This is a genomic window from Halococcus dombrowskii (genome assembly GCF_022870485.1).
Lineage (GTDB): Archaea > Halobacteriota > Halobacteria > Halobacteriales > Halococcaceae > Halococcus > Halococcus morrhuae.
Genome location: NZ_CP095005.1, coordinates 1,306,405 through 1,319,407 on the forward strand (window position 1 = coordinate 1,306,405; position 13,003 = coordinate 1,319,407).

At 65.3% G+C, this 13,003-nt stretch carries 15 protein-coding genes; 9 read left to right on the top strand and 6 right to left on the bottom strand.

The window, feature by feature from the left end; all coding sequences use genetic code 11:
• Positions 1 to 21: 21 nt before the first annotated feature.
• A complete protein-coding gene (locus MUK72_RS06850) occupies positions 22 to 1,032 on the top strand; it encodes a presenilin family intramembrane aspartyl protease PSH (RefSeq protein ID WP_244705099.1) in 1,011 nt (336 codons plus the stop codon).
• 15 nt (positions 1,033 to 1,047) lie between these two features.
• Here MUK72_RS06850 and MUK72_RS06855 read toward each other — a convergent pair whose 3' ends face one another.
• Positions 1,048 to 2,502, bottom strand: a complete 1,455-nt coding sequence (locus MUK72_RS06855; protein ID WP_244705101.1) for an amidase — start codon at positions 2,500 to 2,502, stop codon at positions 1,048 to 1,050.
• Between the two features lie 113 nt (positions 2,503 to 2,615).
• Between MUK72_RS06855 and MUK72_RS06860 the strand changes: the two genes are divergently transcribed.
• Positions 2,616 to 3,554, top strand: a complete 939-nt coding sequence (locus MUK72_RS06860; RefSeq protein WP_244705103.1) for a hypothetical protein — start codon at positions 2,616 to 2,618, stop codon at positions 3,552 to 3,554.
• Between the two features lie 17 nt (positions 3,555 to 3,571).
• Here MUK72_RS06860 and MUK72_RS06865 read toward each other — a convergent pair whose 3' ends face one another.
• The 4 genes from MUK72_RS06865 to MUK72_RS06880 all read right to left on the bottom strand — a co-directional run bounded on the left by MUK72_RS06865 (position 3,572) and on the right by MUK72_RS06880 (position 6,072).
• Entirely contained in the window at positions 3,572 to 4,582 is a 1,011-nt protein-coding gene (locus MUK72_RS06865) for an ornithine cyclodeaminase family protein (protein WP_244705105.1), read from the bottom strand.
• Positions 4,583 to 4,646: 64 nt separating this feature from the next.
• Positions 4,647 to 4,886, bottom strand: coding sequence for a DUF8015 family protein (locus MUK72_RS06870; protein ID WP_004053316.1), 240 nt, complete (start codon positions 4,884 to 4,886; stop codon positions 4,647 to 4,649).
• Positions 4,887 to 5,042: 156 nt separating this feature from the next.
• A complete protein-coding gene (locus MUK72_RS06875) occupies positions 5,043 to 5,459 on the bottom strand; it encodes a DUF3054 domain-containing protein (protein WP_244705107.1) in 417 nt (138 codons plus the stop codon).
• A 40-nt stretch (positions 5,460 to 5,499) separates the two neighbouring features.
• Positions 5,500 to 6,072, bottom strand: a complete 573-nt coding sequence (locus MUK72_RS06880) for a class I SAM-dependent methyltransferase (RefSeq protein ID WP_244705109.1) — start codon at positions 6,070 to 6,072, stop codon at positions 5,500 to 5,502.
• A gap of 74 nt (positions 6,073 to 6,146) precedes the next feature.
• Between MUK72_RS06880 and MUK72_RS06885 the strand changes: the two genes are divergently transcribed.
• The 5 genes from MUK72_RS06885 to MUK72_RS06905 all read left to right on the top strand — a co-directional run bounded on the left by MUK72_RS06885 (position 6,147) and on the right by MUK72_RS06905 (position 10,140).
• Positions 6,147 to 6,701: a GNAT family N-acetyltransferase gene (locus MUK72_RS06885; RefSeq protein WP_244705111.1), complete on the top strand. Its 555-nt coding sequence runs from the start codon at positions 6,147 to 6,149 to the stop codon at positions 6,699 to 6,701.
• Positions 6,702 to 7,116: 415 nt separating this feature from the next.
• Positions 7,117 to 7,338, top strand: a complete 222-nt coding sequence (locus MUK72_RS06890) for a hypothetical protein (protein WP_244705113.1) — start codon at positions 7,117 to 7,119, stop codon at positions 7,336 to 7,338.
• A gap of 81 nt (positions 7,339 to 7,419) precedes the next feature.
• A complete protein-coding gene (fen, locus tag MUK72_RS06895) occupies positions 7,420 to 8,397 on the top strand; it encodes a flap endonuclease-1 (protein WP_244705115.1) in 978 nt (325 codons plus the stop codon).
• Between the two features lie 31 nt (positions 8,398 to 8,428).
• Entirely contained in the window at positions 8,429 to 8,677 is a 249-nt protein-coding gene (locus MUK72_RS06900; RefSeq protein WP_244705117.1) for a BolA/IbaG family iron-sulfur metabolism protein, read from the top strand.
• A gap of 53 nt (positions 8,678 to 8,730) precedes the next feature.
• Positions 8,731 to 10,140, top strand: coding sequence for a class II fumarate hydratase (locus tag MUK72_RS06905; protein ID WP_244705119.1), 1,410 nt, complete (start codon positions 8,731 to 8,733; stop codon positions 10,138 to 10,140).
• A gap of 1 nt (position 10,141) precedes the next feature.
• On the opposite strand, the gene MUK72_RS06910 is transcribed toward MUK72_RS06905, so the two are convergent.
• The gene (locus MUK72_RS06910) at positions 10,142 to 10,774 is read right to left on the bottom strand and encodes a nitroreductase family protein (RefSeq protein ID WP_244705121.1); all 633 of its coding nucleotides are present in this window, start codon (positions 10,772 to 10,774) and stop codon (positions 10,142 to 10,144) included.
• A gap of 127 nt (positions 10,775 to 10,901) precedes the next feature.
• On the opposite strand from MUK72_RS06910, the gene MUK72_RS06915 reads away from it, so the two are divergent.
• Both MUK72_RS06915 and MUK72_RS06920 read left to right on the top strand, forming a co-directional pair.
• Entirely contained in the window at positions 10,902 to 11,372 is a 471-nt protein-coding gene (locus MUK72_RS06915; protein WP_244705123.1) for a PH domain-containing protein, read from the top strand.
• On the top strand, positions 11,369 to 12,937 hold the full coding sequence (locus MUK72_RS06920) for a PH domain-containing protein (RefSeq protein ID WP_244705125.1): 1,569 nt from the start codon (positions 11,369 to 11,371) through the stop codon (positions 12,935 to 12,937). Before MUK72_RS06915 ends, MUK72_RS06920 begins: the two co-directional genes overlap by 4 nt.
• Positions 12,938 to 13,003: the final 66 nt, after the last annotated feature.

The following is a 13,003-nucleotide window of genomic DNA, read 5'->3' on the forward strand; positions in this document are numbered from 1 at the left end:
CGCGCCCGGGGTTCGTGGGGTATGCACCAGCGCACGCGGGCGATCGCGGCCGGCGGGGCCACGGTCGTGATCTTTCTCCTCGTCCAGGCGGGCGCGGTCGCGCTCGCCGGTCCCTTCGAGAGCGCGGGCTATCGCGCCGTCGAGAACCCGTCGAACCCGACCAACAGCATCGCCTACGTCGGCGCGATCCTCGTCGCGACGGCGGCGATGCTCGCGGTCATCAAGTTCGATTTCGACTGGCTGCTGCGCGGGTTCGTCATCCTCTCCAGTGGACTCATCTCCCTGTACGTCTTCTCGGTTCTCGCCCCACCACTCTCGATCGTCGTGGGTGGCGTCGCGATCAACCCGCTCGCGATCGGCCCCGCGATCGTGCTCGCGCTCGCCCTGCTCCTCTATCCCGAGTGGTACATCATCGACGCCGCGGGCGTCGTCATGGGCGCTGGCGCGGCGGGCATCTTCGGCATCAGTTTCGGCCTCCTGCCGGCGATCGTCCTGCTCGCCGTTCTCGCGGTCTACGACGCGATCTCGGTCTACGGCACCGAGCACATGCTCGCGCTCGCCGACGGCGTGCTCGATCTCAAACTCCCCGTCGTGCTGGTGATCCCGCTCACGCTCTCCTACTCGTTTCTCGACGACGCGCCGGCGACCGACGGCGGGGACGAGCAGGAATCGGTCGAGGCTGACGGCGGCGATACCGACGAGACGAGCGCCGACCGCCCGGATGCCGACGATCGTGATGTCTTCTTCGTCGGCCTCGGTGACGCGGTGATGCCGGCCGTACTGGTCGCGAGCGCCGCCGTCTTCTCGCCTGCCAAGCCTCTGTTCGCTGGCTTCGCACTCTCGCTACCGGCGCTCACGGCGATGGTCGGCACGGTCTGCGGGCTGGTCGTCCTGCTCTGGCTCGTGATGAAGGGCCGCGCACACGCCGGTCTGCCGCTCCTGAACGGCGGCGCGATCGGCGGCTATCTCGTCGGCGCACTCCTGTCGGGGATCCCGATCGTCCGCGCGCTCGGGCTCGGGCCGTATCTCTAGCTCTCCTCGCCCTCTCTAGCTCTCCTCGCCCGGCGGGTAGGCGTCTTGCCAGGGACGCATCCGTTCGAGCGCGGCGCTCGCGGCGAGCACCGTCTCCTCGGCGTGGCGGCGACCGACGATCTGGAGGCCGACTGGCAGCCCGTCGACGAACCCCGCCGGGATCGACGCGACCGGGTGGCCCGTGAGATTGAACGGCCACGTCAGACACCAGTCCACGACCGGGTTGGCGACCGACTCGCCGTCGATCTCGCTGGGCCCGTCGCGGCCGTGCTCGAACGGCGGGACCGCGGCGGTCGCGCTGACGAGCAGATCGTGCTCGGCGAAAACCGACTCGACGGCGTCGTAGAAGGCAGTACGCGGGCGCTCGGCCTGTTTGTAACCGAGCGCGTCCGAATCTTCGCCGATGGAGACCAAGGTTGCCGTCGAGGACATGAGTCGCTCGCGGTCGCCCTCCCCGATCCGCCCATCAGATTCGAGTCCGTCGACCAGCGCGGCGAACAGTACCGTGGTCTGCTGCGTGAACGCATATCTGAGCTCCGACAGCGTGCCTTCGTAGGGCGGATCAGTATTTTCAACCCGTCCGACGACGCCCGCGAGATCGTCCACCGCGTCGTCGAGTTCCTTCTGGACGCGCTCGGCGACATCGAACAGTCCGAGATCGAGGCTGTACGCCACGGAGAGCTCGTCGGTCGCCCGCTCGGTGGCCGCGCGGTAGTCGGTCGTGGGCGCGGGCAGGCTGTACGGATCGCTCGGATGCGGTCCCGAGAGCACGTCAAGCGCGATCGCGGCGTCCTCGACCGTGCGCGCGAGCGGGCCGCTGCTCGAAAACGGCGTCGCCATGCCGAAGGCGTCCGGTCTGAGCGCGTTCGGCACCCGCCCGAACGAGGGTTTGATGCCGTAGATGCCGCAGTTGGCGGCCGGGATCCGGATCGATCCGCCCGTGTCGGAACCCTGCGCGAACGCCGCCAGCCCGTCAGCCACCGCCGCCGCGCTCCCGCCCGACGATCCTCCGGAGGTGCGCTCGGGGTCGAACGGCGTTCCCGTCCGGCCGTGCAGCGGGTTTTCGGTGACGAGTTTGTGGCCGAACTCGGGCGCGTTCGTCGTACCGAGCACGATCGCCCCGGCGCATTCGAGCCGTTCGGTGACGACCGCGCTCTCGTCGGGAACGAACTCGCCGACCGCCGCCGAGCCCATCGTCGCCGGCACGCCCGCCTTGAACCCGAACAGATCCTTGAGCGCGATCGGCACGCCCGCGAGCGGCCCGGGGTCCTCGCCGCGGTCGATCGTCGCCTCGATCTCCCGGGCGCGCTCGCGGGCTTCCTCTTCGATGACCGTGACGTAGGCGTTCGTCACGTCGTTGCGCTCGGCGATGCGATCGAGATAGGCGTCGACGACGGCGACCGGCGACCGCTCGCCGGTTCTGATCTCCTCTGCGAGCCCTGCTGCCGACACGAACGGAATTTCTGGCATACCGACCCCTCTCCCGCTGGTGATTAGTCTCTTTCCCCGTGACCACTTTAGAGATCATTCTACGAAAGAGAAATCAGAAAACCATATTACACACCAATATGTGAAATCAATATATGGCAATACTTCATGAATACGCAGAGTCAAATTCTAAAACCGGTTATTATCTTCGTGAAGGATATGATGGGGCGGTTATTACGTATCAAGTACCAGATCTTGCTGAAGATATACTACTCAATCTCGGATATGGCGGTGAGGACAGGATAGCAGAAGAAGTATTTTACATATTACTGAACCTTGATCTGATATACACTAATCAATCTGGCGTCGAGCCAGTTGAATCCCTAGATGATCTACCAACATCGGAAAACGACGAAATATCTGCATTGTCGAGTGACCAGAGGCAATATCTCGTCAAGATTTTGTTTGAACAGATGGAGTTGACAACCGAACAGCGGGAAAAATTGACCGGCTACGCTGATAGTAGTGATACCAAGAATGGGAATCAAATAAGTTCTACAAATCAGAAAAATGAAAATAATACTCGCTTATTTGAATCACGGATAGATGATTACGATGAGTATATGCTTGCAGTTGATATGGCTAGATTGCTAAAGCCAGCTACGGAACGGCTTGATATTCCAGAAAACCCTGAAGAATCGGAGCTATTATCCGAATTGAAATCCGCTGAAAAACGTAGGGATGAATTATATGAAGTATCCAAAAAACATCCTGAGAATTTGAGGGCATATCGAGATGAGCAAGGTACTCCTGAGGGGGTAACTGTCTTAGAGAAAGATTCTCTCAACGAAGATGGGCTGTCCTTCCCGACTGGTGATGGCGAGGAAATCAAAATTACATATAATATTCCCGCAAAAAATTACGATATCGTTGTTCCGAAAGATTGGACGATCCCTCCGGTGCGTTCGAAAAGCGACTCTGAAGATGTTGACATTTGTTTCGAAGATTTGCCGGATAAGACTCAGGAACAGTTGATGAACCGAGCTCGCAAAGAAGTATTAGGGCAAGTAGTTGAATTTTTAGAGGATATGTAGATTATTTCATACAATTCTCACTCGCCGGTGAGTGCCTCGCTCGCCAGGGCGAATTCGAGTTCAGTACCCAGATCCTGCTCGCGGGCCTTCTCGTAGAGCATGTACGCGGCCGCCACGGTTTCGATGCCCGTCCCGCCCGAATCGAAGACGGTGATCTCGTCGTCCGATTCGCGACCCGGCACCTCGCCGGCGACGACCTCGCCGAGCTCGCCGTGAACGTCGTCCTCGCTCACGACGCCCTCCTCGACGGCGTTGATGAACGAGCCGGCGTCGTCCATGACGCGCTCGCGCAGGTCGAGGACGTATTTCGCGCGTTCGATCGTCGTCGCGTCGAGCTCGTGTTTCACGTCGTCGTACTGTCCCATCGCGGTGACGTGCGCACCGTCTTCGAGCACGTCGCCGTCGAAGACCGGCTCGGAACTGTTCGTCGCGGTGATGACCACGTCCGCGTCCTCGACGGCGGCGGCGCTGGAGGCGACGGCCGCGACGCTCGCCGAGAGCTCCTTGTTCATCGATGCGGCGAAGGACTCGCGATGGTCGGTGGTCGGCGAGTAGATACTGACCGTCTCGAACTCGCGGACCGTGGCGGTCGCTCGGAGCTGCCCACGCGCCTGCGCGCCGCTGCCGATGACCGCGAGCGTCGTGGCGTCCTCGCGCGCGAGCGCATCGACGCCGGTCGCCCCGGCCGCGCCCGTCTTGAACGGGTTGAAGCTCGCGCCGTCGAGCAGCGCGAGCAGCGCGCCCGATTCCGCGTCGAACAGCGGGAGCGCGAACTGGGCGTCCTGCCGGCCGAACCCCGCCGCGTACATGTAACCACCCATCGCGCCCGTCTCGGGAAGGATGGCGCTGTAACCGGTGAACATCCCCGGTGGCTCCTCGTTCATGAGCTTCGTGCGCAGCGCCGCTGGTGCGCCCTCGCCGCGCTGGCGGTAGCCCTCGCGCACCGCGGCGACGTACTCCGCTGGCGTCGCGAGCCCGGCACACTCCTCGCTCGTCAGAAACAGGGTTCCGTCGGTGTCGTCGGCCATATCTCGGCAACGCGCGGCGAGTGCTTATGGCTGGTGGCTCGTGAGAACGGGAGAGAAGACGGGTTCAGTCGGCGGAGTTGATCTGGCTGTCGGGGGTGGCGTTGACGGCCGGTGAACCGGACTGCGGTGCGGCCGACGCGCCGGGTGCCCGAACGAACATGCCGTGGCCGATGAGCGCGACGGCGACGCTTGCGGCGATCGGCACGGCGAGCGTGAATGAGACGCCGACGGCGGCGAGAACGGCGGTGATCCCACCCAGTGCAAGCGGGATGAGCCCGAGCAAGAGATCGTAGTACTGAGTCATTATACATCATTGTAGGACAGGGACCCACATAAGTGTTTCCCATAGGTGGGGTGTGAGCGAGAGATACGAACGCAGCTATTTACCAATACTACATCTGTAAGTTATGAGGCCACGAGATCGCCCACGATGGCAAGTCATCGACGGAAGAAACGCTTCTCAGCGGCTGAGATAGCCGACAGCGGCTCGCCACGGGACCAGCAACACGAGCCCGACGCCGAGCGAGACGAACATGAACGTCACCGCGAAGTCGCCGTGGAACGTCGCCGTGGAACGCAGTGCCTGTCCGACGAGTACCGCGCCGATCCACGCGAGCGCGGTCCGGACGACACCGCTACGCAGCGATCGGTAGATCCGTGGCGCGTACACGCCGGCGAGGACGGACGCGATCGCCCAGCCGATGAGGAAGGGGAGCGCGGTTCCGACGATTCGCCCCGGCTGGGCGAGGAGATTGTAGCCGTGCTGGAGTTCGCCGATACTGACGAACAGGAACACGAGCGCGATATCGCCGAAAGCGATGGCGAGCGTTCGCGGCGAGGCGTCGACACGCGTCCGCAGCGATGCGGCGGTGCTCATGCGCCTGCCTCGGGCTGCGCGCGGTATGTAGGGCTCGCTTTCACCGCTTGACGCCCGCGACGGTGAACCCGAACCCGCGATCCGGAATCGCTGCGTCGAGTCCCGTGCGCTCGACCGCCCTGGCGAGCTCCTCGGGCGTGAAGAACTCCGAGTCGAACCCGACGATGTGCTCGCCGGCGGCCAGCGCCTGGCCGCGGACGGTCGCACGGTTGAACTCCCGGCAGACGACCACGCCGCCGGGTCGGAGCACCCGTTCGACCTCGGCGAGCGCACCGGCCCGGTCGCCGATGTGGTGGAGCGCGTCGACGATGACGACCGCGTCCACGCTGTCGTCGGCGACCGGCAGCGTCGCCCCGTCACCGCGGACGCAATCGAGCCCGACCCGTCGCGCCTCGGCAAGCATCTCCCCCGCAGCGTCGATGACGACCCGTTCGGGGCTGTCGAGAACACGTGCTGCGCGTCCAGTCCCGCCGCCGACGTCGAGGGCCCGGTCGATCTCCCGGTCCGCGAGGGCGAGCCCCGCCCGGAGCGCGCGCTCGTTGGTCGCGGGCGAAAATCGCTCGTAGTAGCGCGCGACCCGCTCGAAGAGCGCGACATCCCCCGGCGCGTGCATGGCTCCCTCTCGCACCGGCCGGCGCTTAAATCGTCCGGCGCAGGGCCTATGCCGATTCGCCGTCGAACCCGGGCATGGAATACGCGGTTGACGGCTGGCCGGCCGACGAGCCGACGCTTCGGCTCGACTACCGCGAGTTCGCCTACGCCGGGAAGTTCGTCATGTCCTCGACCGGCAAGGCCGTCGTCCGCGACGCGCGCGACGGGACCGACGGCAAGTGGGACGACGAGATCATTGCGGCGATCGCATTCAACGAGGATCGCACCGACCCCGACACGCTCTGGTTTCGCTATATCACTGTGCGTGCCGACCGCCGCGGCGATGGGCTCGGCCCGCGCCTCGCGACCTTCACCGCCGAGCGCGCCCGCGACCGCGGCTACGACCGCCTCCGGATCGCGGTCAACAACCCCTTCGCCTACGAAGCGCTCCACAAAGCAGGCTTCGGCTACACGGGTCGGGAGACCGGTCTCGCCGAACTCGTCCTCGAACGCCCCGGCGATCGCTCGCGGGCGACCTACCAGTCCGGTCTCGACGTCTATCGCGAGCGCGACCTCACCGAGGGCGAGGAGGAATTTCTGGACGCGCGAAACGATACCGACCCGCCGTCGGTGATCGCTGCGCCGGAATGATCGCTCATTTCTGACCAGAGATGATCTGATTGTGCCACGTTCAGCAGAAGCTGTAACGACTTCATCCGAACGAATCCTAACTCAAACGAGAGATCGAAACTGCCCCATACGCCCACATACCTCCCCAACCGATTCGCTCTGCTCACTTCGTTCGCATCGCTCATCCACCGTCAGAGCGGGGCTCTGACGAGCCTGCACTCACTGCGCTCGTACAGACCTCGCACGCCGATCCGCGCTCGGTGCTCACTTCGCTCACGGGTCGTTCCTTCCCGTTCGCATCGAGGCATTCACTACGTTCGTGCCTCGCACTGTTCGCACACGAGCGTGAGCGCGCGCCAACTGCAACCAAATCCAGCCGAGGATTCTACGATTAGCAGGGAAAGACGTATGTTCCGATCGAACGCAGCGAAACGAAATGTTGCCGAATCCGTCGGGAACTGAGGGGTTGCTCGGCTCGCTCCGTCGCGCGCTGCTCGGTGGGTTGCTCGGGATCATCGCGATCATCTCGATCGGTGTTGCGATGCGTGCGCTGCCGTCCGGCAACTATCTCGTGGGTGTGGGTTCGGCCACTCTCGCCGTCGGTGCCGTCGCGTGGATCGTCTCTCTGTTCGACACGGGGTATCGAAGCGCTGGATAGCGGTTTTCGTGCTCGCTGGCATGTCCTGAGAGAACGCCGGTAGTCGGGGGATTCAAGCGCTGCTCTCGCCTACGGCTGGCAATGGGAAACGCAGACCTCCGCCAGCTCGCGGCCATCGAGCCGATCGAGTTCTCCGAACTCGCCGGCGCGACGGTGGCGATCGACGCGCACAACTGGCTCTATCGATATCTCACCACCACTGTCAAGTGGACCAGCGACGCGGTCTACACGACCGCCGCGGGCGAGGAGGTCGCGAACCTGGTCGGCGTCGTCCAGGGACTGCCCAAGTTCTTCGAGCACGACATCACCCCGGTGATGGTCTTCGACGGCGGCGTCACCGAGCTGAAGACCGACGAGATCGAGCAGCGACGCGAGCAAAAGGAGAAAGCCGAAAAACGAGCCAAGGAAGCGCGCGAGGCGGGCGACGCCGTCGAGGCCGCCCGGCTCGAATCGCGCACCCAGCGCCTGACGGAGACGATCCACGAGACGACGCGCGAACTCCTCGGCCTCCTCGATGTCCCGATCGTGGAAGCGCCGGCCGAGGGCGAGGCGCAGGCCGCCCACATGGCCCGCACTGGGACTGTCGATTACGCCGGCAGCGAGGACTACGACACACTGCTGTTCGGCGCGCCGCACACGCTCCGCGACCTCACCAGCAAGGGCGATCCCGAATGTATGGCGCTCGACGCCACCCTCGACGAGCACGACCTCACGTGGGAACAGCTCGTCGACGTCGGTATTCTCTGCGGGACGGACTTCAACGACGGCGTGTCGGGCGTCGGGCCGAAGACCGCGGTAAAACTCGTCGGCGAGCACGGTGATCTCTGGGCGGCGCTCGAAGCGGAGGACGCCTACATCGAGAACGCCGACCTCGTCCGCGAGCTCTTTCTGAACCCGGACGTCACCGACACCGACTTCGATCCCGCAATCGAGCCGGATCTCGACGCCGCCCGTACGTACGTCACCGACGAGTGGGAGATCCCCGCAAGCGAGGTCGAGCGCGGGTTCGAGCGCATTCAGGAGAGCGTCGTCCAGTCGGGACTCGATCGCTGGACGTGAGGGTTTTACCGCGGCCGCACTCCCCTCGGGTATGGACACGGCTGACGTCGAGCGACTCATCGAGGACGACATCGAGAACGCCGAGGCGACCGTCACCCGACCACGTGGGGTTGAGGACGACCATCTCGCCGCGGTGGTCGTCGCGCCAGCCTTCGAGGACGAGAGCGTCTTGGACCAGCACGAGCGCGTCTACGACGCCCTCGGCGACCACATGACGACCGATATCCACGCGCTCGAACTGACGACCTACACGCCGGAGGAGTACGCCGCCGAGGAGTGAGAGTGCCGCCGGTTCCCGTGAGTTTTATCCACCCCGGCGCGAAGCGGACGTACATGAGCGATGATTACAGAACGGAATCCGATAGCCTCGGCGAGATGGCGGTCCCGGCGGAGGCCTACTGGGGCGCACAGACCCAGCGCGCCGTCGAGAACTTCCCTATCTCGGGCATCACCTTCGACCGACGGTTCATCCGCGCGCTCGGCACGGTGAAAAAGGCCGCCGCCCAGGCCAACCGCGAGCTCGGCCTCGTCGACGAGGACACTGCCGACGCCATCATCGACGCTGCCGACGAGGTCATCAACGGCGAGCACGACAGCCAGTTCCCTGTCGATGTCTTCCAGACCGGGTCGGGCACCTCGACGAACATGAACGCCAACGAGGTCATCGCCAACCGCGCGAGCGAGATTCAGGGAGCCGAGGTCGGTTCCAATACTGTGCACCCGAACGACGACGTGAACTTCGGCCAGTCCTCGAACGACGTGATCCCGACCGCGATGCACGTCGCCACGCTCGAAGCGATCCAGCGCGACCTCGTGCCCGCGCTCGAAACCCTCCGGGCGTCCCTCGGCGAGAAGGAAGCCGAGTTCGACACGGTGGTGAAGACCGGACGCACACATCTTCAGGACGCGACGCCGGTCAGACTGGGCCAGGAGTTCGGCGGCTACCGCACCCAGATCGACAAGGGCATCTCGCGGGTGAGTCGCACGACCAGAAACCTCTCCGAGCTCGCCCTCGGCGGCACGGCGGTAGGCACAGGATTGAACACGCATCCGGAGTTCCCCGAACTCGCCGCCGACTACATCTCCAGCGAGACGGGACTCCCTTTCGAGGAGGCGACCGACCACTTCGAGGCCCAGGCCGCCCACGACGCGATGGCCGAGACCCACAGCGCGCTGCGTACCGTCTCCGGCTCGATGCACAAGATCGCCAACGATCTCAGACTGCTGGCCTCGGGTCCCCGGAACGGCATCGGCGAGATCGACCAGCCCGAGAACCAGCCGGGCTCGTCGATCATGCCGGGGAAGATCAACCCCGTCGTCGCCGAGGCAGTCAATCAGACTCACGTCCAGGTCGTCGGCAACGACGCCGCCGTCGCCACCGGCGCGGAGAACGGCCAGATCGACCTCAACCTCTACAAACCCGTCATCGCCTACAACACGCTCCAGTCGATCGAACTGCTCGCGAACGCGAGCGAGGCGTTCGCCGAGAAGTTCGTCGACAACCTCGAAGCCAACCGCGAGCGCTGCGAGGAGCAGGTCGAGCGCAGCATGGCGCTCGCCACCGCCCTCAACGCCCACATCGGCTACGACGACGCGAGCACGGTCGCCAAAGAGGCTCTGAAGCAGGAGAAGACCGTCCGCGAGGTCGTCGTCGACGAAGGCTATCTCGACGAGGGCGAAGCTGCGGAGGTCCTCGACGCGGGTGCGATGACCGAGCGCGGGATCCCGGGCCGCGAAGAGTAGCTCAGTTCGGCGTGAACTCGCCAGCGAAGACGATCTCGTCGAGCGGCTTGCGCTGGTTCGGCTGCTCGTCGTCGGGTGCACTGCTCTCGTCGTGGACGCCGACGGCGGCCATCGCCTCGACGGCGTATTCGTCGGTGAGGGAGAACAGTTCGCGTGCGCCGTCGTAATCGAACCCCTGCATCCCGTGGACGACGAGCCCACGGCGCGCACCCTCCAGGGCGAGGTTCTCCCACGCCGCGCCGGCGTCGAACGAGTGGGTCGGCGCGTGCTCGCCGTTGTGGTCGAAGGTCGTCTTCGAGAGCACGACCACGAGCGCCGCGGCGTCGCTCGCCCACTGACGGTTGCCCTCGGCGAGCAGCTCGGTGAACGCCTCCCAGCGATCGTCGTCGGGTGTCGCGTAGACGAACCGCCAGTGCTGGTTGTTGTACGAGGAGGGTGCCCAGCGCGCGGCCTCGAACAGCGCGAGCAGTTCGTCCTCGTCCAGTTGCTCGCCGGTCATCGTCCGCGGCGACCAGCGGTTGACCAACAGCGGGTCGACGTCGTAGTTCGGATCACGGTTGTCGTCGACGGCCGCCCGCAGTCCGTCGTGCGTCGAGCCGGCACCGGCGATCTCGGGGTCGCTCGTTCGTTGCATCGTATCGCCCGACGTAGCCGCTACGCACGGACAAATCCACCGATAACGTTCCGTCGATTCGACGGGCGGGATCGACACCGCCCGCGGGAGGCGGCGGTTTATGTGGGGAGGGGCCGGTGTTCGTCGCATGGAGCGGCTCGATTCGCGCGTCAGGATCGTCTGGCTCGCGAGTGCGCTCGTCGGTGGCTTAGTGGGCAGCGCGCTCGTGGGCGCAGCCGGACGCTTTTTCTTCGACAGCAGCCTCTGGATCGTGCCCGCCGCGTTCGTCGTCCTCGCGGTTCTCGGAGCGGGCTACGAGCTCGCCCGCTATCGGATCTGGCGGTTCGCGATCGAGGACGACGCCGTCACGCTCGAACGGGGTGTCCTCACCCGCGTGACGTCGGTGGTGCCGTTCGTCCGCGTCCAGCACGTCGATACCCAGCGGGGACCGATCGAGCGTCTCGCCGGCCTGTCGAGCGTCGTCGTCTACACCGCCGGCTCGCGCGGTGCCGACATCACCATTCCAGGACTCGCGCCCGAGCGTGCCGACGCCATCCGGGAGCGACTGCGCCGGCTTGCCATCGAGAGCGAGCCGGGCGAGCCGGAGGACGCGGTGTGAAACTCCACCAGCTCTCGCTGGTCTTCCGGGCGCTGCCACGCGGCGTCCAGCTCGGCTCGTTCGGTTTCTTCGCCGTCACGGTCGTGACGACGACGGTGGCGGCGGTACCTAGCTGGTTCGCCCTCACCGTCGCGGCGACGATCGGTGGCTTCCTCGCCGGCGTGGGCTACGAGTTCCTCTACTACCGTCGCTTCGAGTACGAACTCACGGCCGACACGCTCGACATCGGATCGGGCGTGCTCTCGCGGCGCGAGCGCGAGATCCCGATCAGGCGGATACAGAACGTCGATATCTCGCGGGGGATCGTCCAGCGTGCGCTCTCGATCGCGGCCGTCGGCATCGAGACCGCCGGCGGCGGCGAGACGGAAGCCGACCTCCGCTACGTGAGCTACGAGGAGGCCAAACGCCTCCAGCGCGATATCCGACGGCGCAAGCGCGGCGCGAGCGACGAACCGACGATCGCCGACGAGGACGAGAACGAGAGCCAGGGCGAACTGCTGTTCGCGCTCACACACCGAAATCTCGTCCTGCTGGGACTGGTCGCACCGGATCTCCGGGCACTCCTGCCGGTGCTCTTCTTCGCCGTCCCTACTCTCGGTATTTCGATCCCCGAACTGCTCGCCGAGAGCGGTGCGTTCGGCGTCGGGCCACGCGGGGCGGCGCTCGCGGTCGTCTCCTGGGTCGGCACGGCTGCCGTGACCGCTGCACGCTACTACGAGTTCCGCCTCACTCGCTTCGGGGACGAACTCCGCTACGAGCGCGGCCTGCTCTCGCGCTACGACGGCTCGATCCCGATCGACAAGATCCAGCAGATCGACGTCCGGGAGAACGTTCTGATGCGCCGGCTCGGCTACGGCTCGCTCGCCGTCGAGACTGCCGGTTACACGCCCGGCGAGGGGCCGTCGGGCGGCTCGGAGGCTGCAATCCCGCTGGCCGAACGCGGGCGCGTGCTCGACTTCGCACGCTCGATCGACGGGTTCGCCTTCGACGAGCCGGCGTTCTCCCATCCACCGTCCAGAGCACGTCGGCGCTACGCCGTCCGCTACGCGCTCGTGATCGCTCTCGTCACGGGCGTGCTGTACGCGCTGGATACCGGCCTCGCGACGGCCGTCGGTCGTCCGCTCGGCGGCAACTGGGGCACGATCCTCGAATTCTGGTACGTCCCACTGGTCGCGCTCGCCGTCGTCCCGTTCGCCGCCCACTACAAGTGGTGCAATCGTGGCTACGACGTCGGAGCGGAACACGTCCTGACGCGAAACGGGTTCTGGCGGCGCACGATCGCCGTCGTGCCCGCCTACCGTGTCCAGACGGTGATCCAGACCGCGACGCCGTTCCAGCGCTGGCGATCGCTCGCGAGCGTCGCCATCGACACCGCCGGCTCGCTGTCGGTCACGGACCGTGGCGCACGTGCGGTCGATTTCGATGCCAATGAGGCGACCACCCTCCGCGAGACGGTCCGCCGACGGCTCGACGAGAGCCTCGCCCTGCGCCGCGACGTTTCGCCTACGAACGATTCAGCCGACGACGTGCCGAATCGGGCGGGTGGTGACGAAGACCACGCGTGAGCAGCCCTCTTTCGCCGGTAGGAGCTGCTGTGATCGAATCATAGGCCATCGACCTCCAATCGTTAT